At 52.2% G+C, this 18,175-nt stretch carries 23 protein-coding genes and 1 riboswitch; of the genes, 6 read left to right on the forward strand and 17 right to left on the reverse strand.

Annotated elements, in window-relative coordinates:
• From NP589_RS08475 to aroG, 6 genes are all read right to left on the reverse strand, one after another.
• Window positions 1-370 (reverse strand): SMEK domain-containing protein (locus NP589_RS08475; RefSeq protein WP_256606592.1); only part of this gene is annotated, 370 nt, incomplete at its 3' end.
• A 41-nt stretch (window positions 371-411) separates the two neighbouring features.
• Window positions 412-618, reverse strand: coding sequence for a DUF2283 domain-containing protein (locus tag NP589_RS08480; RefSeq protein WP_256606593.1), 207 nt, complete (start codon window positions 616-618; stop codon window positions 412-414).
• Window positions 619-627: 9 nt separating this feature from the next.
• Window positions 628-948 (reverse strand): hypothetical protein, encoded by a 321-nt coding sequence (locus NP589_RS08485; RefSeq protein ID WP_256606594.1) that lies wholly within the window; start codon window positions 946-948, stop codon window positions 628-630.
• A 4-nt stretch (window positions 949-952) separates the two neighbouring features.
• Window positions 953-1,153, reverse strand: a complete 201-nt coding sequence (locus NP589_RS08490) for a (2Fe-2S)-binding protein (RefSeq protein ID WP_256606595.1) — start codon at window positions 1,151-1,153, stop codon at window positions 953-955.
• 84 nt (window positions 1,154-1,237) lie between these two features.
• Complete coding sequence (gene thiS / locus NP589_RS08495; RefSeq protein ID WP_305890965.1) at window positions 1,238-2,215, reverse strand: sulfur carrier protein ThiS; 978 nt, start codon at window positions 2,213-2,215, stop codon at window positions 1,238-1,240.
• 3 nt (window positions 2,216-2,218) lie between these two features.
• Window positions 2,219-3,298: a 3-deoxy-7-phosphoheptulonate synthase AroG gene (aroG, locus tag NP589_RS08505; RefSeq protein ID WP_256606596.1), complete on the reverse strand. Its 1,080-nt coding sequence runs from the start codon at window positions 3,296-3,298 to the stop codon at window positions 2,219-2,221.
• 106 nt (window positions 3,299-3,404) lie between these two features.
• Between aroG and NP589_RS08510 the strand changes: the two genes are divergently transcribed.
• Both NP589_RS08510 and NP589_RS08515 read left to right on the forward strand, forming a co-directional pair.
• Window positions 3,405-4,199 carry an RMD1 family protein gene (locus NP589_RS08510; RefSeq protein WP_256606597.1) on the forward strand — a complete coding sequence of 265 codons (795 nt, stop codon included), beginning with the start codon at window positions 3,405-3,407 and terminating at the stop codon, window positions 4,197-4,199.
• A 216-nt stretch (window positions 4,200-4,415) separates the two neighbouring features.
• Complete coding sequence (locus tag NP589_RS08515) at window positions 4,416-5,108, forward strand: hypothetical protein (RefSeq protein ID WP_256606598.1); 693 nt, start codon at window positions 4,416-4,418, stop codon at window positions 5,106-5,108.
• Here NP589_RS08515 and cobD read toward each other — a convergent pair.
• The 4 genes from cobD to NP589_RS08535 all read right to left on the reverse strand — a co-directional run bounded on the left by cobD (window position 5,079) and on the right by NP589_RS08535 (window position 9,534).
• The gene (gene cobD, locus NP589_RS08520; protein WP_256606599.1) at window positions 5,079-6,098 is read right to left on the reverse strand and encodes a threonine-phosphate decarboxylase CobD; all 1,020 of its coding nucleotides are present in this window, start codon (window positions 6,096-6,098) and stop codon (window positions 5,079-5,081) included. The two genes, NP589_RS08515 and cobD, sit on opposite strands and share 30 nt — an antisense overlap.
• Window positions 6,091-7,008: an adenosylcobinamide-phosphate synthase CbiB gene (gene cbiB / locus NP589_RS08525; RefSeq protein WP_256606600.1), complete on the reverse strand. Its 918-nt coding sequence runs from the start codon at window positions 7,006-7,008 to the stop codon at window positions 6,091-6,093. The genes cobD and cbiB overlap by 8 nt, the downstream gene beginning before the upstream one ends.
• Window positions 7,009-7,115: 107 nt before the next feature.
• A complete protein-coding gene (locus NP589_RS08530) occupies window positions 7,116-7,691 on the reverse strand; it encodes a hypothetical protein (RefSeq protein WP_256606601.1) in 576 nt (191 codons plus the stop codon).
• Between the two features lie 19 nt (window positions 7,692-7,710).
• On the reverse strand, window positions 7,711-9,534 hold the full coding sequence (locus NP589_RS08535; protein WP_256606602.1) for a TonB-dependent receptor domain-containing protein: 1,824 nt from the start codon (window positions 9,532-9,534) through the stop codon (window positions 7,711-7,713).
• A 119-nt stretch (window positions 9,535-9,653) separates the two neighbouring features.
• A riboswitch (cobalamin riboswitch) is annotated at window positions 9,654-9,870 on the reverse strand.
• A gap of 138 nt (window positions 9,871-10,008) precedes the next feature.
• Here NP589_RS08535 and fliW point away from each other — a divergent pair.
• Window positions 10,009-10,467, forward strand: coding sequence for a flagellar assembly protein FliW (gene fliW / locus NP589_RS08540; protein WP_064006712.1), 459 nt, complete (start codon window positions 10,009-10,011; stop codon window positions 10,465-10,467).
• Window positions 10,468-10,514: 47 nt separating this feature from the next.
• Here fliW and panD read toward each other — a convergent pair whose 3' ends face one another.
• The 5 genes from panD to pcnB form a co-directional block, all read right to left on the reverse strand.
• Window positions 10,515-10,895, reverse strand: coding sequence for an aspartate 1-decarboxylase (panD, locus tag NP589_RS08545; RefSeq protein ID WP_256606603.1), 381 nt, complete (start codon window positions 10,893-10,895; stop codon window positions 10,515-10,517).
• Between the two features lie 98 nt (window positions 10,896-10,993).
• Window positions 10,994-11,845: a pantoate--beta-alanine ligase gene (gene panC / locus NP589_RS08550; protein WP_256606604.1), complete on the reverse strand. Its 852-nt coding sequence runs from the start codon at window positions 11,843-11,845 to the stop codon at window positions 10,994-10,996.
• 4 nt (window positions 11,846-11,849) lie between these two features.
• Window positions 11,850-12,659 (reverse strand): 3-methyl-2-oxobutanoate hydroxymethyltransferase, encoded by an 810-nt coding sequence (panB, locus tag NP589_RS08555; protein ID WP_256606605.1) that lies wholly within the window; start codon window positions 12,657-12,659, stop codon window positions 11,850-11,852.
• Window positions 12,656-13,159, reverse strand: a complete 504-nt coding sequence (folK, locus tag NP589_RS08560) for a 2-amino-4-hydroxy-6-hydroxymethyldihydropteridine diphosphokinase (protein ID WP_256606606.1) — start codon at window positions 13,157-13,159, stop codon at window positions 12,656-12,658. Before folK ends, panB begins: the two co-directional genes overlap by 4 nt.
• On the reverse strand, window positions 13,146-14,396 hold the full coding sequence (pcnB, locus tag NP589_RS08565; RefSeq protein WP_371929658.1) for a polynucleotide adenylyltransferase PcnB: 1,251 nt from the start codon (window positions 14,394-14,396) through the stop codon (window positions 13,146-13,148). The genes folK and pcnB overlap by 14 nt, the downstream gene beginning before the upstream one ends.
• Before the next feature lie 385 nt (window positions 14,397-14,781).
• On the opposite strand from pcnB, the gene NP589_RS08570 reads away from it, so the two are divergent.
• Genes NP589_RS08570 through NP589_RS08580 form a run of 3 tightly spaced genes read left to right on the forward strand, consistent with a single transcriptional unit; the run spans window position 14,782 to window position 15,872 of the window.
• A complete protein-coding gene (locus NP589_RS08570) occupies window positions 14,782-14,961 on the forward strand; it encodes a hypothetical protein (protein WP_064006717.1) in 180 nt (59 codons plus the stop codon).
• A gap of 39 nt (window positions 14,962-15,000) precedes the next feature.
• On the forward strand, window positions 15,001-15,426 hold the full coding sequence (locus NP589_RS08575) for an RDD family protein (RefSeq protein ID WP_256606608.1): 426 nt from the start codon (window positions 15,001-15,003) through the stop codon (window positions 15,424-15,426).
• Between the two features lie 59 nt (window positions 15,427-15,485).
• Window positions 15,486-15,872, forward strand: coding sequence for a hypothetical protein (locus NP589_RS08580; protein WP_256606609.1), 387 nt, complete (start codon window positions 15,486-15,488; stop codon window positions 15,870-15,872).
• 80 nt (window positions 15,873-15,952) lie between these two features.
• Here NP589_RS08580 and lptG read toward each other — a convergent pair whose 3' ends face one another.
• On the reverse strand, window positions 15,953-17,023 hold the full coding sequence (gene lptG / locus NP589_RS08585) for an LPS export ABC transporter permease LptG (RefSeq protein WP_305890967.1): 1,071 nt from the start codon (window positions 17,021-17,023) through the stop codon (window positions 15,953-15,955).
• Window positions 17,020-18,153 carry an LPS export ABC transporter permease LptF gene (gene lptF / locus NP589_RS08590; protein WP_256606610.1) on the reverse strand — a complete coding sequence of 378 codons (1,134 nt, stop codon included), beginning with the start codon at window positions 18,151-18,153 and terminating at the stop codon, window positions 17,020-17,022. The genes lptG and lptF overlap by 4 nt, the downstream gene beginning before the upstream one ends.
• Window positions 18,154-18,175 lie beyond the last annotated feature (22 nt).

Consider the following 18,175-nt stretch of genomic DNA (forward strand, 5'->3'; position numbering starts at 1 on the left):
GATTATGCGGGTTTGAATAGTCTTTGCTTTTGAGATTATCTGCATTTTTAGAAATGGAAATAAACTTGAAAGAATAACCTTCGTAACTTGAATTGGTTTTAGCTAAAGAATTTGCAATTTTTTCTCTAGTGGCCGTGGATGAAACCGAGACAACAATCCGATTTATTTCATCAATGAGGTCTATGCCTGGCTCATTGTTGTTGCTAGTCTTTTCCAGACTCCAACCACATAGCAAGTTAAAGAAATCCCTGTAGAATATCTCTGCATGAATATGGCAATCGAGAAGATTCAACCGTCCTCTATATTCTATATTGACAGCAAGCTCAGTAAGTTTGTTGTGTATGAAGTTATAATATTCTGAACGGTTCAAGATGGACTTTCCTTGCAATTGTTACCTTGATGAATGAGACCTTACGCGGCATGCCAACTAACCTGCTCGAATGAAAGCCTCTGAAGATCGACACCTTGTTTGGCATGTTCCACTGTAATTCCGCAGACGTGGCCCACCACATCAACGTCTATCAAAGTGTTATCATCATAATCAAAGGTTTCCAATCTTTCGGCCTTGCAGAATTCGATGTACAAAGTATCCGTAACTTCAAAATAAGTGATTTTCATACTTAGGCCTCAATTGTCAACCTGCTCCAGTCTCGACTTTGCCGCCAGACCAAACTCCGAATCAGGCTCCTTTTCAGCGATACGTTGCAGCACCGATGAACTGGATTTTTCCAATAAACCAATGGCCCGCAACCTTACCGAAGCGTGATGGGCGTTTAGCGCCGCCAGTTCCGTCAGGTAGCTGTTGGAATCATTAAGCAGCTTGAGAATCACTTTTTCCGGGTCTTCGGTAAACAGATCGCGGACCAGTTCGCCGTATTGTTCCTGCAAGCGGATCAAGTCGCGGCGGTCGAGTTTTTTCGGTTCGGTGGGATCGTCGCAGCAGGCCATTGGCTTAGACTTCCTGCGTATGCTCGGCAACGAGCTGGTGAAATTCGAACTCGCAGCCACCGCAGCCGGACGCTGCGCCAGTGATGCGCGAAATTCTTTCCGGATCGACGATACCGTCGGCTAGCAAGGCTTTAATCTGCTGCGTGGTGGTGCCGCTGCAATAGCAAACCACGTCGTTTTCGATGTCTGGCTTGATGGCATTCATAGGGAAAGATCCTGAATGTTGGCTTCACTTTGTTGGGTTACGCCCTATCGGGCTAACCCAACCTACATCTGGATTTTATCGTTCTTACAAAAACAAGCCATCAATCGGCGAAGACGCCGAAGCAAAACGCTTGCGCGGCATCCGCCCGGCCAAAAACGCTTCGCGGCCGGCTTCGATGCCTTTTTTCATCGCCGAGGCCATCAGCACCGGGTTTTTGGCGGCGGCGATCGCGGTGTTCATCAATACTCCGTCGCAGCCCAATTCCATCGCCATCGCAGCATCTGAGGCGGTGCCGACGCCCGCATCGACCAGGATGGGCACCTTGGCGTTTTCGACGATGGTCAGGATGTTATAGGGGTTGCGGATACCCAAACCGGAGCCAATTGGCGCGGCCAGTGGCATAACCGCCACGCAACCGATTTCTTCCAGACGCTTGGCTGCAATCGGGTCGTCGTTGGTGTAAACCATCACGTCGAAGCCTTCCTTGACCAGCAATTCGGCGGCGACGTAGGTTTCGGCAACGTCCGGAAACAAGGTCAGTTGATCTGCCAACACTTCCAGCTTGACCAGTTTGTGGCCGCCTAACAATTCGCGCGCCAAACGGCAGGTGCGGACCGCATCGTCGGCGGTGTAGCAGCCGGCGGTGTTGGGGAGGATGGTGTATTTGTCCGGCGAAATCACGTCCAGCAAGCTAGGCTCGCCGGGGTTTTGGCCTATGTTGGTGCGGCGAATCGCCACTGTGATGATCTCGGCGCCGCTGGCTTCGGTGGCTAGGCGAGTTTCTTCCAAATCCTTATATTTGCCCGAGCCTACCAACAGCCGTGAACGATAGTTTTTGCCGGCCAGCGTGAAATAGTCGTCTTGGCCGCCGCCGATGGCTTGCACGATTTCCAATCTATCGTCAGCTTGCAAGCGCTGGCTGGCGTGTTGGGTAAACGGCAAGATTTCCTTGTTCAATTCCACGGCGATGCGTTTGCCGGTCAAGCCCAAATCGGCTATTACGTCGGCAACGGTGGCGTTCTCGCCGTATTCGCGATTGTCGCCATTGACCTGTATTTTCATGCTTTAAACCTTGTGTGTTGTCGCGGCGCGGCGGCGTTCCACGGCGCCGGCCAGATGATGTAACAATTCCGCGCTGTCTTCCCAGCACAAACAGGCGTCGGTAATGCTTTGCCCGTAAGTTAACGGTTTGCCTTCCTCGACATCCTGCCGACCACCGACCAGATGGCTTTCCACCATCGCACCGATGATGCGGCTATCGCCGCCACGGATTTGACCGGCCACATCTTGTGCAACCAGCATTTGCCTTTCGTACTTTTTCGAACTGTTGGCGTGGCTGAAATCTATCATGATGTTGGGGCGCAGACCCGCTTCCACCAAACCTTCAGCTACTTGCTCGACGCTGACTTCGTCGTAATTCGGCCGGTTGTTGCCGCCGCGCAGGATGATGTGTGCATCTTCGTTGCCGCGCGTCGAAAAAATCGCCGAGCGGCCTTCCTTGGTCAAGGACAAAAAGTGATGCGGACTCATCGCAGCATTGATCGCGTCGATGGCGATTTTGATGCCGCCGTCGGTAGCGTTCTTGAAGCCGACCGGGCAGGATAATCCGGAGGCCAACTCCCGATGCACCTGACTCTCGGTGGTACGAGCACCGATGGCTCCCCAGGAAATCAAGTCGGACACATATTGCGGTGTGATCAAATCCAGATATTCAGTAGCGGCCGGCACGCCGAGATTGTTCACATCGGACAGCAACTGGCGGGCCATGCGCAGGCCTTTGTTGATGTTGAAGCTGGAATTGAGATCCGGGTCGTTGATCAGCCCTTTCCAGCCTACCGTGGTCCGTGGCTTTTCGAAATATACCCGCATCACGATCACCAGGTCGTCTTGCAATTCGTCCATGATCAGTTTCAAGCGCCCGGCGTATTCCACCGCCGCTGCCGGGTCGTGGATCGAGCAGGGGCCTATAATCACCAGTAATCTATCGTCGGCACCGGTAAGAATGTTGTGAATCGCCGCCCTGGTATGCAGAATGGTGGCTGCGGCCTGCTCAGTCATCGGGATTTCTTCGTGAACCTGAATCGGCGCCACCACGTCCTTGGTTTCACAAATTCTTAAATCATCGGTGTTATAGTTAGTTGGCATGACACTCAGCAATACGCTTTCAGTAGATGGATTAATTGGCTATTTTAACCGTTTTGCCTGTCGGTGTTACAAACTAATGCCGAAACCGACCTGAGAAAACCCGGACATGACAGACGATAGACCCATTAAACGCTGCCTGACGGTATGCCTGGCACAATCGTTCGAATTCGCGCAGCTGCGGGAAAAACTGCTGGATACCACCCGCGCGCAACTGTTCAGAAATGCCTTGGTGATTGATTACAAAACCGGCTGCGCGATTGTGTTTGCCTATGGGGTAATGGTGTGCTGGAATCTGAATCTCGATGATCGACGCGCCTTGCAGGATTTGTTGCTGGACTACGCAATCAAGCCCGACGCCGAACCGCAGGAAGATAATTTCAGTTATGAGGTGGGCTGCGAACAGGACCGGTTTCAACACGACCATCTGGAGCTCCAGTCCGCCGATTTCAAAGTACTGTTGGCGCTGTCACACGCAATGGCGCAGTCCATCAAGCTAGCGGCATTCGAAGGTCATGCCATCGACACCATCCGCGCTACCAGCCATTTGCCGCAATCCCTGGCCCGGGAAGGCAAGATCAAGCTGAACCGCAAAACCATGGCCATGATCCGAGGCCAATTGTTCCTGACCAAGAGCGACATTATCCTCAATTACGACTTGCTGGATACACCTGAGTTTTTCTGGGAACACCCCGAATACCAGCATATTTATTCGATGGCCGCCAATTATCTGGAAATCCAGCAGCGCACCGACGTATTGTCAAAAAAGCTTGAGACAATTCACGAGCTGCTGGAAATGCTGGCCGACGAACAAAAGCACCAGCATTCCTCGGCCTTGGAATGGATCATTATCTGGCTGATCGCGGTGGAGATTGTGATGTCGATTTTGGATAAGGTGTTCTAGCAAATCCCTTTACCAGCCTCCCAATTCCGCGCCGCGCTGGCAGCAATCGAGTACTTATCCTTGAAAATCAAGGGTTGACGGTATCGACCAGCTGCAGCCATAATCGGACTAGAGATTGAACTCGCTCACAAAAATATTGGTATCCCCTACGCCTCCACTTAGTCTTGCTGCTAAGCCTAAGAAGTCGTATCACTAAATTTACTTTAAGGACAAACCATGAAAATACTATCTGCCCTATTAGCGACGTTTTTATATTCGGCTAACGCGATTGCGGCTCTTGAATTTACTTTTTCAGGCGATTTCGTGAATTTCACCAGCGGCAACTTTTCCGGCCAATTAACCTTTGATGTCTTGTCGCCGGATTACAATGACTCGGCACCGGGAGATTTGCGGTTAATTTATTCGCACGCCACGTCGTCTTCCGTATTGGTCAACAGTCAGCCATTTGCCGTCGATAACCACGATATCACTCTTTATCTTTTCGACAATGCTAGTGCGTTGACCGAAGAGGAGCTTGCCAGTCGTGGGTTGACGGGGGTTATCGAGCCAAAAGGCTATGACACGGTGACGGTCAGCATGGCGTCTTCAAATAACCAATACTATGAAAACGGGTTGGTATCCGGCGCGGAGTTTTCGCTGACAGCCTTTTTTAGGCAGGATACTTTCGACGCTACCGATCTGGAAACCCATAACTATCAAGACTTGCTAGGGTTGCCGGAACCTCAGTATTTGGTTTTCGAAATTAACCGGAAATTAGGCGATGCTACGGATTTTCGCGGTGTGGGTGTGGTAACGGCCAAGGACTTCCGCTTTAACCCGTCACCTGAACCGGTACCGTTGCCTGGCGCTGTTTGGCTGTTCGGCAGCGTTATCGCCGGATTAGGTTTGCGGATGCGCAAACAAGCTTAATTGCCTGATATCAGGATGAGTCAGCGTCTGCGCCAAACGTTGCCAGGCTGACTCGTCTTTCGGTAAACCGAAACGCACACTAGCCGGCTCCTGAAACAATCGGGTCAGAATGCCTTGTCTAGCCAATAGCTCGTGTAGCTTATATGCCTGCTCATTTTTCACCCATTGAAACAAGTCGCACCCACCGCTCGGCGACCAGCCACAGCCCGTCAATAACTGCTTTAGGAGCTCACCCTGGGTTGCCAGCGACGCAGCATTAGCTGATTGCCAATCTCTATCAGCTAATGCCAGCGCCGCAACATAGCGGCCGGGATGGCTGATAGTCCATGGCCCCAGCAACTCCGCAAGTCTCGCCAACAAATTCGGTTGGGTAATCACGAAGCCGCAACGGATGCCGGCCAAGCCGAAAAACTTACCCACCGAGCGCAATACGATCAAGCCAGGCCGCACAGGTAATGGCGCTAGACTGTATCCGACGGGCAGGCTATCTATAAACGCTTCGTCTACCAGCAGCCAGCCGCCGCGCAGGCTAAGTTTTTCATGCCAACTCAACAGCTGTGGCCGGCTCCATAGACGGCCGGTGGGATTATTAGGATTGACCAGAATCAGAACATCCAACTCATCCAGGTGGTCGTCTATCGCGCTCTCTTCGACTCTGATGACCTGATGCCCGGCTTTTTGCCAGCTGCCGGCATGCTCGGCGTAGGCCGGATGCAGCAGGCCGACCCTCGATTTTGGTCGTAACAAAGGTAATGATTGAATCGCCGCTTGCGAGCCGGCTACCGCCAGCAAGGAGTCGTTTTGGTAGTAAGCCCGTGCCGCCGCGATTAACTCGTCATCATCCTCCGGCAGGCGTTGCCAGCATGCGGCGGGAATGACAGGCACGGGCCAGCCATTGGGGTTGATGCCGGTGGACAAATCCAGCCAGTCGGACAAAGGAATGCCATATTGGCTCGCGGCTTGCCGCAAGCGCCCACCGTGCTCAAGCAAGGCTATCTCCCAAACCGATCAAAATCAGCCACAACAGCAGCGTCCGGCACATCAGCTTGCAGGCGCGCTTAATATCGTCGTTTTCCGGCGCTTGTAGGCCGCCAAACCAGGGCTTTTGTTTTATTTGTCCGTGATAGCAAGCCGGCCCGCCTAGTTGCAGCATTAGGGCGCCACCGCCAGCGGTCATCACTGGCCCGCCGTTAGGACTATCCAATAAGTGCGCTTGCGTCCGCCAGGATTTAACAGCCTGCGCGGTGTTGCCGAGCAAGGCATAACTCAAGGCCGTCAAGCGTGCCGGCAGCCAATTCAACAGGTCGTCGAAGCGCGCGGCGGCCCAGCCGAAATACAAATAGCGTTGATTTTTGTAACCCCACATAGCATCCAACGTATTGCTGAATCGGTAGAGCAAGGCGCCGAACGGCCCCAGTACGACGAACCAGAACAAAGGCGCAAATACCGCATCAGCACCATTTTCCAAAACCGATTCGATGGCTGCCCGCCGCACATCGGCTTCGGTCATGGCTTTGGTCTGACGGCTAACTATTCTGCCTACCTGTTGCCGCGCTAACGGTAAGTCGGCTTCCATCAAAGCCGCATGAACGGCCAATGCATGCTGTTGCAAGCTGCGGGCAGCGATACAAAAATATAAAATCAGTACCTCGACAGCCGTTTGCAGCAGCGGCCAACCGGGCAGAATCAGCAGCCATAGCAGACAGGGCAATAGGACCAACAACACTGCTACACCACCACTGATTCGCTGACGAAAAGCCGATTGCCGGCTGTCTAACAGACGCTTTTCGATAGCAGCTGCCCATTTACCGAACATAACCAGCGGGTGATAGGCATTGCGTGGCTCGCCCAGCCAAAAATCGATGGCGACAGCCAGCAAAATGCTGATGGTGAGATTCATGATTTACGCTGGATAAACAGATATTGCAAAACCGCAAGAGCGGCAAGGAACTAAGTTGACACGATCCCGATAGCGGGGCGATAAAATCGCCCCGCTGGGTTGAATGCTTAGATAGCTTCGCGGGTGGATTTTGCCGTCAGCATGAATTTTACGGCACTGACCAGAGCGAAAATGACCACGCCATAGATCAAGGTAGACGTCAGGTAAGGCGGGTAATACATCGCCACGCGCTCAACATATTGTGTGAATGAGCCGTTGGGATAACGACCGGACAACCAATAAAAGCTGCCGTTGGAAAACAAAAACGCGATGGAGGTAGCCGCTACCAGAGCCATCAGACGTTGTGCGGCAGTGGCTACCGACAATATAGTGAATTTGCGGCACCATTTGCCGCCCAACCACATCGCGCCGTAAGAGCCGATCAGAAATACGTAGGCCTTGGACACACAAAAATCGCTGACGCCGAGTTTAGTGATCGCTAAGTAATCTATCAGCACCGCTTCCGCCAGCAATATGGCGAACAAATAGCGTCCACCCAGCCATAAGCCGGCGAAAAAAAACACCGCCAGCGAAGCGTCAGGTAGCGCAAACGGTGTACCGAAATGGTGAAAACGGGTGGCAGCCATCAACGCCATCAGCGCGACCGCGCCGGGTTTGACAGCCAAGGTTTGATTCAGACTCATAGGGTTCTCCAAAAAAGGTTTAGTAATTGTAATGGATCGAAAAATAGAAGTTTCTGCCGAAGCTGTTATAGGTGTTAACCGTTTGATAGCGTTTGTCGAACATATTATTCAGTTTGGCGCTTAACATCCAATTTTTGTCGATGCGATAAGCGGTGCGCAGATCGGCGGTCATGAAGCTGCCCAACCGCACTGTATTAGTACTGTTATCGAAACGTTCGCCCTGAGCCAGCACGGAAGCGCCAATATCAATGTCGCCGAACGAACGCGAGACATCGTAGGACAAGCTTTCCGTCACCCGACGCGGCAGACGCAAGTTGGTCTGTCTATCTTTGGGCGTCATCAGACTCATGCTCAGCTTATTGTTCCAACCCAGCAACTGCGTGGATATTTCGGCTTCTATGCCGTCTATTTGAGCTTTACCGATGTTTCTCGCCGTGAATGGGGTGCCGCTGAATACAATCAAGTCCTCGATATTGGTGTGATAGCCACGCAATTCCCAATTGACCCAAGCATGCCGGCCGGCAAACCCGGCTTCGAAACTGGTGGACTTTTCCGGCCGTAAACCGGCATTACCAAACCCCGGGAAGTATAGCTGGTTAAAAGTTGGCGCCTTAAAGGCATTACCGAAACTGGCAAAGGCACTGAGGCCGTAATCCCAATTAAACCGCCAGCCAAAATTGCCGGTGACGCTATCGCCGAAGGCCTGGTTTTCGTCCCATCGCAAGGAAGCATTCAAAAAATGCTTATCAAAAACTCGGCTATGCAACTCGGCAAATGCGCCTACATCATAGCGGGACGTTTCCGCGTAACGCGTGGTGCTGTCGATTTCATCAAAACGGTAGTCTGTGCCCAGCGTTAACTGGTGATCCTTATGCAAGGCCAGTTCGTTCAACCAGCTGGCGTTCCAGCGCGTGGTGTTAAAACGGCTGGAGAATAGGCCGTTATGCCGAAACTGATCGGCATCGTCCACGCTTTGTCCTATGCGTAATGTGGACCGCCACATATCACTGAAATTAGCGCTGGCGGTCGCCCCCAGCGTCTGATTGACAAACTCAGTGGTGCTACTGATGGAGTTGTCTATCTCGGTTTCACCTTCGGCCCGCAGGAAAAACGCCTCCAGCTCGGTACCATTGTCGAACCGGTAACCGGCTTTGGCATTCAGACTGGTGTTGTTATAGCCGTCGCGGTCCGGATTATAGCCACTCGCGACGCTGACACCGCTCAAAGCATTGATGCCCTGGCTGCCCAATTGCGCGGCACCTAGGCTATACCACGCTTTGCCCCATTTGCCGTTGACCGCAGCCGAACCATTATACGTGTCGTAAGAGCCGCCGCCGGCTTCCAGCGCGATGTTCGGCCGTTCGCTGCCGCCGCCCTTGCGGGTAAATATCTGAATTACCCCGCCAATCGCTTCCGAACCATAAAGGCTGGATTGCGGGCCACGGGTTATTTCCACACGTTCGATTTGATCGATAGGAATAAACTGAAACGCACTAGTGCCGGTGGTCACCGAGCCAGCCTTAATGCCGTCGATCAGCACCAGTACATGATCGGAGTTAGTGCCGCGCAGATAGACGTTGGTGTCCTTGCCGTAACCCCCGCTTTGCACCATATCGACACCCGGCGTGCCTTTCAGTAGCTCGGGTAGGGTTCTGACCTGAAGTTTTTCGATGTCCTGGCGCGTATAAACCGTCATCGCTGTGGCCAACTCGCTCTGCCGAGTTTCGGTGCGAGTAGCCGTGACAACTGTCTCGGCAAGGTTTATCGCCTCGTCGCCAGTCGCCGCCAACACCGTAAAAGGCGTACTCGCCAGAAATAAAGATCTGTATAAAATGGATTGCATATTGTCCTCTGCGCCCGCCGCGCATCCGGGTGAAAAAGGACAGAGGAAAAACGGAAAACGAAAAAGACGGAGGCAGGCTAGGCATGGACTCAGACCATTCCGTAAACAGCCCTCCGCTGTCTCGAATGATCTTCCGGGCCAGTCTCCGGGCTTATAAGTGGCTTTACGCCTGATCTACGACCTTCCCATGCAAAGCGCACAGTGGCAAAAACGCAGCTCTTTACTTATCTACCGTTGCGGGGGCAGCGTCGGCATGGGCGGTTAAAACCGCCGCACCGACTTCCTGTTTAAGCTTGGCCAAGAAACGGCGCAAACACCTGAAAGAAGCGCGCAATTGTAGGGAGTCGGGCGCGATAAAGCAAGAATACCTGGTCGGTTACCGACAATCCGCATTGCAAATACCCCTTTCCGTGCTATACATTGGTGCATTGATTAATGCTGTTAACTTAGACTTCAACGAATACGGGCGGGATTATGGAAATTCAATCGAAATTGTTAGGCAACCAAGACATCAATCCGGACACTATCATCAATTTTCCGCGTGGCCTACCCGGTTTCGAAGATCAGACCCGCTTTAAGTTATTTCATCAGGAAGGCAGTGAAATCGTCTTTTGGCTGCAATCCGTCGATAATGCGGAGCTAACCTTTTCCGCGGCGCATCCGGCTAATTTCAACATCAATTACAACTTTACGGTAACTGATCCGGAAGAAGCACTGCTGCAAATAGAGCCGGGCGACGAGTTGGTGATTTTAATTCTGCTGCACAAAGACAACGAGCAGGACAACGGCAAGCCGACCATCAAAGGCTCAATCAAATCGCCGATATTGATCAACGCCAACAAACGCATCGGCATGCAAAAAGTATTGGTGGCAATCGAACAAAGTATCACGCTGACCGAAAAGATTAGCGAAATCGACGTATCGGAAGCTTAAAAATACAAACAACCGCCGGAGACTGATGTCACCGGCGGTTGTTTAAATCAGGCGGCCTGAACAGGAATGGAGTGAGTGGAATGGCTAATATGATTGTTGCCGTCGAAATACACCAAAGTCGGCTTGTAGTTCTTCAGTTCCTTCTCATCTAGGCTGGCAAACGCACAGACGATAATCAAATCGCCAGGACACGCCAACCTTGCAGCTGCGCCGTTAATCGAAAACACACCGGAGCCTTCTTCGGCGCGAATCGCGTATGTGGTAAAGCGCTGACCATTGTTAATGTTGTAAATATGGATTTGCTCGTATTCCCTAATCCCGGAAAAATCCAAAATTTTGCCGTCTATAGCACACGATCCTTCGTAATCCAGCTCGGAATGCGTTACCCGCGCACGGTGTAACTTAGCTTTAAGCATGTTTATGTTCATGGTAAACAAGGTCGAATACTAGGGCCGGCGATTATGCCTGAAATTGGAAGCGCTATCAAATTTAAGCATTAGCTTTTACAGGCAAAAAAACCGTAATGTCAGCTACTTGTTTTAGAAAAGTAGAGGTTATCGATTAGACGCGTCTTGCCCAGCCTGGCAGCAGCCAAAACCAGCAGATTAGAGTCGCTAGCGTAGGCAGGCAATAAATCCGCGCTACGACAGATACTGAAATAATCGACGGCAAAACCGGCTTGTTGCAGATTCTGCCGCTGCTGTTCAGCCACCGCCGGATAATCGTCATACCCGGCCAAAATATCATCGCGCGCTGCGCACAAGGCTCGATAGAGCTTAGGCGCCTGTTGTCTTTGTTGTTCGGATAAATAGCCATTGCGAGAACTCATCGCCAGACCGTCATCTTCCCGAACCGTTGCCACGCCTTGGACGGTAACCGGTATATTCAAATCCGCCACCATTTGCCGAATCAGCGTCAACTGTTGAAAATCCTTCTCGCCCAGCAGCAGCAGATCGGGCTGTACCATATTCAATAGCTTGCAAACCACCAATGCCACACCGTCGAAATGTCCGGGCCGGTTGGCACCGCAATGCAGGGCCGACAAGCCGCTGACCGAAATGCCGGTTTGCGTGGCTTGCGGATATATCTCGGTTACAGACGGCAGGAACAGCAAATCGGCACCGCTCGCTAGTAGTTTTTCCTGATCCTGCTGTTCGGTACGCGGGTAACTGGCAAAATCCTCATTCGGCCCGAATTGAGTGGGGTTGACAAAAATACTGACCACCACTTTATCAGCCTGCTGTCTGGCCGTGCTAACCAGCTTGATATGCCCGGCATGCAAATTGCCCATGGTCGGCACGAAACCGACGCTGAGCCCGGCTTGCCGCCATTGCCGGACCATTTCTCTCAAGGCGACGACACTGCTGACTGTCTGCATAAGCTTAATAACTGTGTTCGGACGCTGGAAACTGCACGGATTTAACCGCTTGATGATAATGCCGTACCGCCTCTTCAATGCTGGAGGCATCGGCCATAAAGTCTTTGGAAAAGCGTGGCCGCTTGCCGGTGCTGATATTCAACATGTCATACAACACCAATACCTGACCATCGCAATCGATGCCGGCGCCGATACCGATGGTCGGAATACTCAGACGCTGACTAATTTCGGCGGCCAGTTCGGCGGGCACGCATTCCAGCACCAAAAGACCGGCACCCGCTTGTTCGATTTTTTCGGCATCCGCAACGATTTGCCGGGCTTGTTGCGCTTCCCTGCCTTGTACCTTATAGCCGCCCAAGCGATTCACCGATTGCGGCAACAGGCCTAAATGAGCGCAGACCGGAATGCCTTGATCCACCAGAAAGCGGATGACATCGATCTTGGCACCTTCCAATTTAACCATTTGCGCGCCGCCAGCTTGCATCAAGCTTGCCGCATTCAGCAATGCTTGCTCCGGCGTAGCATAACTGGCAAACGGCAAATCGGTAACCACAAAAGCTCGCTTTCTGGCCGTTGCCACGCTGCGGCTGTGATACACCATATCATTCACCGTGACCGGCAAGGTACTGCCATGCCCTTGAATCACCATGCCCAAGGAATCGCCGATCAGCAGCACATCGATGCCGGCCCGGTCCAGCAGCGCGCTGAAACTGGCGTCATAAGCAGTCAGACAGCTGATTTTTTCGCCGGCTTTTTTCATCACCATCAGATCGCTGATAGTCAGCGTCTTTAAGGCATCAGCATATAAACTCATGAAATTATTTTCCGCAAACCGTCGGGCGGACAAGCTGCCAATAGTTGCGACAACGAATCCAGACCCGGAATCGGCAAATCGCTGCTTGCTACGTCGGCTAAGGGGTACAACACAAACGCGCGCCTGGACAACTCGGGATGCGGCACAATCAGGTCCGGTTCGTTGATAATCTCTTGTGCGTAAAGCAATACATCCAAATCCAGCGTTCTTGCCCCCCAACGCACGCTGCGCAGCCGGCCATGCTGGTTTTCGATTTGCTGTAATTGTCTGAGCAAAGCCAGGGGCTCCAACTCGGTAGAAATTCGCAGCGCAGCGTTGACATAATCGGGTTGATCTTGCGGACCGACCGGTGTGCTGCGGTACAAGGGGGAGAAGGTAATTTCGGTCACGCCCGGCAAGGCGGCGATTTCCAGCCTGGCCCGATTGACATGATCGATAGAGTCTTCGAGATTGCTGCCCAAGCCTATATAGGCCTCGACAGCTGACTTAGCTAGCGTCATTGCCGATGGGAGCCGGTTTGCCTCGCGAACGGTAACGGCCGGTTTTTCGGTTACGGGATTTACCGCCGCCGGATTTTGGCGGCGCGGTCATTCTTTCCCGCTCCGTATCGTCGGCTTCTTGAAAACCAGTCCACCATTCGACCAGCTCCGGATCGGCGCCGCCGGTTTCCGCGCGTAGCCGTAAAAAATCGTAAGCTGCCCTAAATTTTGGCTGTTCCAGCAAACGATAAGGCCGGGGACCGACCGTTCTGGAAAATTTATTCTGCAAGAACCAGACTTCGCGCATGGATTGCGTGATGTGCCGCGGGAGCGCCGTGATCTTGATCTGTCTGGTCAGCACTTCGTTGGCGGCGTTCTGATAGGCCAGCGTTTCGTTTTCGCCGTGGGCGATGCGTCTTTGCGCAGCCAATTGCAAAGGCTCCCACAACAGCGCAGCCAGTAAAAAATAAGGCGTCAGGGTTTTGCCGTCGTTGAAGCGGGTGTCGGAGTTTTCCAAGGCCCTGATCAAAAACAAGCGCGGAAAATCCTGGTCTTCGCTGGCCAGACAGCGGTCGGTATCCGGAAACAAAATCGCAAACAAGCCGTAATGTCTGAGCATCTCGAAGGTTTGCAGGCCGTAGCCGGACAAAAACAATTTGATGACTTCATCGTAAAGACGCGCCGACGGTATGCTCTTCAGTAAATCGGCTTGGGCGTAAATCGGTTTTTCGGTGTCGGGATGCAGCGTAAAACCCAGCTTCACGGCAAAACGAATTGCGCGCAGCATCCGCACCGGATCTTCCCGGTAACGCACTTCCGGGTCGCCGATCAGCCGCATCACCGCCGCCGCATGGTCTTGCATGCCGCCGGTATAATCCACCACGGAAAAATCGCGGATGTTGTAATACAGCGCGTTGACGGTGAAATCTCGGCGCCAGACATCTTGTTCCAACGTGCCGAACACGTTATCGCGCAACAAGCGGCCGTCTTCATGCACGACTTGCTGGTCGGACTCTTCCGACTCCGAGCCACGAAAGGTCGCCACCTCAATGATTTCACGCCCGAAAAACACATGTGCCAAGCGAAAGCGCCTGCCGATAATCCGGCAATTGCGAAATACTTGCTTGATCTGTTCCGGACTGGCGTTGGTCGCCACGTCGAAATCCTTGGGTTCCCGCCCCAACAGCAAATCTCTGACACAGCCGCCCACCAGATAGGCCTCGTAATCGGCTTTTTTCAGGCGCTGCAATACTTTCAGGGCATTTTCACTGATTTGCGCACGGGAAATGCAATGCTCTGAACGCGGATAAATCTTCACGGCACTCGACCCCGCCGACTCATTGACCGGTTCGGCAACTTGCTCAACCGGTGAAAAGATTTTTTTGAAGAAACTAAAAATGACTTTATCCCTTATTTTAGAATGACGTTTGCCAGCTTTTTCGAGGCTTCGGGCGCGAACGTCCTAGCGGGCTTATCATAACACCTCGCCAGATTTAAGCTCAATCAAGCACATTCTTTTACATTCCCTTGTGTTAAATGTAGAATTTCGCCATTCGCCGAATATTTGGTGTAATAACATAAAAATGGCTGTACTTGTCGCCCCTAGGCCGGCGACGGGGAATTTATATCGGAGAGTGGAGCGTATGTTTAAAAAAATTTTACTGGGTTTTGTAGACCAGCCTGTATTTACTAGTCTATTCGTTGCCGATTTCGCGTTGTTGGTGTTCCATAGACCGCCCTTTCTGTTTTCCATTGTCATGATCGGTGCGCTGGTGGGCATGAGCATGTACATGGGGCAAAAACTGGCGATTTTCGAAAAATAATTGCGACAACCCGCTAAATCAAGCATCCCAAAACCCGGCGTGGATTCACCGTCCGCGCCGGGTTTTTTGCGTCGGCTGGCCGCTGCTGGTTACGACGTCTTCTTACTGCTGGCGATATGGTTTTTCGCCACGGCCATCGCTCTACCCTTCAACGCCGGCCAGGCATTCGCCAGCGATCAGTTTTTTTATCCGCTCTATCTGCTGATCATCAGCTTTGTTTTTTACGGCTGGTTTTGGACCCACGGCGGCCAAACCCTGGGCTTGCGCGCCTGGAAAATCAAAGTCAGCACCCTGGACGGCCAATCGCTCAACTGGCGACAAGCCGGCATCCGCTTCATTGGCGGCTTGTTATCTTGGGCTTTTTTGGGTCTGGGATTTTTCTGGTGTCTATTCGATAAAAACGGCCAATGCTGGCACGATTATCTGTCTAAAACCCGTCTGGTTTTTCAGGAAGAAAAGCGCTGACGGCAAAAGCGGATATGCTATATTCGGTACTCGATCAATCTCTCAGCCGGGAGCATACAATGAAAACAATAACAATACTTTTATCCCTGTTTACCGCATTTGCGGCGTCCACAGCCAGCGCCGAAATCAAACTGCAAGACAATTCCAAGTTGCTGGGCAAATGGCAGGTCACACACGAAGCACTCGCCCTTGATCGCGAAAAGAAGCCCTTGCATGTGACGTGGGAGTTTCAAAAAGACGGCACCTTGATAACCACCGGTGAAGATGCGCGTAGCGGGATTGGCGAAATGACCATTCCGATCAAATATAGCGTGGCTGATGGCGTGATCAAAAAACAAATCACGCCAGGCCGGGAAAAATACGAAGATTGCGCTGTGGTGGAAATGGACGACAAAAATGTAATTTTGAAATGTAAATTCCTTTATTTGTTCATGACTCGCAAATAACAGCAGTCATACGTTCGGCCGACTCTCCACGGAACGGAAGCAATCGTTTTTCGTTCCGTGGAGGGGGCATCTAATACCACCTAGCTAACCCGCCTAACCGCGATCACCGCGCCAAAAAATACTAAGGCACTCGGCAGCATCGCCATCAGCATCGGATTCATGTCGTAAACCAAACCGACATGGCCGGCAATCCGGTCGAAGATGTTAAAGGTCATCCCAATCACGATGCCCATCATGATACGCGCACCGGTACTGGTGCCGCGACCAATACCGATTACGAACGGCGCTGACACCATCAACATCACAAAGGTCACAAACGGGTTGATCAAACGGCTCCAGAATGCCAACTCGTAAATTTGCGATTTTTGATTATTCTGTTTCAGGAAGTCGATGTACATGAACAAATCGTAAAGCGACAAGTTGTCGGATTTGACTACTGCCACTTTCAACAAATCCGAGTCTATGCTGGATTTCCACGCCTGTTCGGCTTGGGTGCCGGCAAATATTTGCTGGCGATTGATTTCGGATTGTTTGACGCTTTCCAGACGCCATTGTTTATCGCCTAAAAACTGCGCATGCTCGGCTTGCGTGATGCGGTTGAGTTTATGCGCCTCATCGACATCGTAAATCCGCACGTCGGCCAGCGAGCCGTCATCGAGAATTTTCCGCACGTTGATAAAGCTGTTGCCCTCTCTCAGCCACATCCCGTACTGGGAGCGCATCACCACGCCGTCATGCAGCGCCGTAGTTTTCAGCACTTGCGCGGCGCGCTCGCACGACGGCGCCACGAATTCGCCCACCAGCACCGCAACGCTCACCAACAGCAAGCCCGCCAGCATAATCGTTCTGATGATCCAGGCGACTGATAAACCGGCGCCGCGCATCGCGACAATCTCGCGATTATTCGCCATCGAGCCCACCACGAACAAGCTACCCAGCAAAGCCGCCGACGGCACCAACTCGTAAAACACCCGTGGCGAAGTTAATGTCAAAAACCACAAAATCTGTTTCAAGCCGTAACCGCCTTGCCCCAAATCTTTTAACTCATCGCTGAAGCTGAACAGATTGAACAGCGTCAATAACAATATCACCGCAATCAAGGAGCCCTTGACGACTTCCTTGACGATATAAATGGTCAGTACGTTGATCATGCCAGCTTCTCCTTAAGACTTTGCGACAACCATTGCCAGCCGTACAAGCGCATCAACATCAATAAACCCAATACCAGTAATAAAGCATCCACCCAGAAATATCCCAGCCAGGACGGTAACGCCCCGCTGATCACCCAACTGTGATTGACCCGTTGCAAATTGCCGTAAACGAAATAAATCCCAAAAGCCACCAGCATACTGCCGTATATACCGCCGCGCGGCGATAGCTTGGCTAAGGGCACAGCCAGAAAAGCCAATAAAATGACCCCTAACGGCGTGCTGAAACGATCTTGCAACTCGGCGACATCCCGCAATTCCGGTGACAGCCACAAATTTTCGGTAGTAGTCGCCTCGCGGCCCAAATTCAAAATGGTGACCTTTTTTTCGATCAACACCGCATATTCTTTAAACGTCTCGATGGTGAAACCCTTGTTACCCGGTACGCCTTGAATCCGCTCGCCATTTTCCAACACCAGATACAAGCCGCCGGGCAGATTTTTCAGCCAGCCATATTCGGCATTCACCACACCGGCTTTGTCGCCTTGTTTGTTTTGCACAAACACCTTATGCATGCGGCCTTCGTCATCGACGTTTTCGGTGTAAAAAATCAACTCGCCGTCGCTGTACTCGCTGAAGCGGCCGGCAGCGATGCCGCGAATATCGGCATTTTGTTTATCCTGATGCATCAACTGCTCGGTTTTGGCCTCCGCCCAGGGCGAAGCCAGCATCGATAGCGCCATGCCCGCCAGACTTAACGGTACCACCAGCATGAATATCGCCCGGTAAATGGTAAACACGCTGCCGCCGGCCGACGAAATCGCCGCCATCTCCTGCTCGCGGTACATGCGGCCCAACACCATTAACACCGCCATGAACAGCGCGGCCGGCAAGAAGGTGGTAGTGGCGACGACGATTTTCAAACCCAATAAGGTCATTACGGTATCGTTGGCGATATTGCCCTCGATAGCTTGCGCCAACACTTTGATAAATTTGCGGCTGACGATGATCACCACCAACACCACCAATACGGCTGTGACCGTCTGAAACAGCTCCTTGATTATCATTTTATCCAGCACCGTAAACAGCCGGAAAGGCCGGCCCGCGCTGGGTAATCCTCGCTCAATGCTCAACAACTCACTCCTAATTTCTAAG

The sequence above is a fragment of the Methylomonas rosea genome (genome assembly GCF_024505055.1).
Taxonomy (GTDB): Bacteria; Pseudomonadota; Gammaproteobacteria; order Methylococcales; family Methylomonadaceae; genus Methylomonas; species Methylomonas rosea.

Coding starts and splice junctions, on each gene's coding strand:
- NP589_RS08480 (WP_256606593.1), bottom strand. CDS start 618: ATGAAAATCACTTATTTTGAAGTTACGGATACTTTGTACATCGAATTC.
- NP589_RS08485 (WP_256606594.1), bottom strand. CDS start 948: ATGGCCTGCTGCGACGATCCCACCGAACCGAAAAAACTCGACCGCCGC.
- NP589_RS08490 (WP_256606595.1), bottom strand. CDS start 1,153: ATGAATGCCATCAAGCCAGACATCGAAAACGACGTGGTTTGCTATTGC.
- thiS (WP_305890965.1), bottom strand. CDS start 2,215: ATGAAAATACAGGTCAATGGCGACAATCGCGAATACGGCGAGAACGCC.
- aroG (WP_256606596.1), bottom strand. CDS start 3,298: ATGCCAACTAACTATAACACCGATGATTTAAGAATTTGTGAAACCAAG.
- NP589_RS08510 (WP_256606597.1), top strand. CDS start 3,405: ATGACAGACGATAGACCCATTAAACGCTGCCTGACGGTATGCCTGGCA.
- NP589_RS08515 (WP_256606598.1), top strand. CDS start 4,416: ATGAAAATACTATCTGCCCTATTAGCGACGTTTTTATATTCGGCTAAC.
- cbiB (WP_256606600.1), bottom strand. CDS start 7,008: ATGAATCTCACCATCAGCATTTTGCTGGCTGTCGCCATCGATTTTTGG.
- NP589_RS08530 (WP_256606601.1), bottom strand. CDS start 7,691: ATGAGTCTGAATCAAACCTTGGCTGTCAAACCCGGCGCGGTCGCGCTG.
- NP589_RS08535 (WP_256606602.1), bottom strand. CDS start 9,534: ATGCAATCCATTTTATACAGATCTTTATTTCTGGCGAGTACGCCTTTT.
- fliW (WP_064006712.1), top strand. CDS start 10,009: ATGGAAATTCAATCGAAATTGTTAGGCAACCAAGACATCAATCCGGAC.
- panD (WP_256606603.1), bottom strand. CDS start 10,895: ATGAACATAAACATGCTTAAAGCTAAGTTACACCGTGCGCGGGTAACG.
- panC (WP_256606604.1), bottom strand. CDS start 11,845: ATGCAGACAGTCAGCAGTGTCGTCGCCTTGAGAGAAATGGTCCGGCAA.
- panB (WP_256606605.1), bottom strand. CDS start 12,659: ATGAGTTTATATGCTGATGCCTTAAAGACGCTGACTATCAGCGATCTG.
- folK (WP_256606606.1), bottom strand. CDS start 13,159: ATGACGCTAGCTAAGTCAGCTGTCGAGGCCTATATAGGCTTGGGCAGC.
- NP589_RS08570 (WP_064006717.1), top strand. CDS start 14,782: ATGTTTAAAAAAATTTTACTGGGTTTTGTAGACCAGCCTGTATTTACT.
- NP589_RS08580 (WP_256606609.1), top strand. CDS start 15,486: ATGAAAACAATAACAATACTTTTATCCCTGTTTACCGCATTTGCGGCG.
- lptG (WP_305890967.1), bottom strand. CDS start 17,023: ATGATCAACGTACTGACCATTTATATCGTCAAGGAAGTCGTCAAGGGC.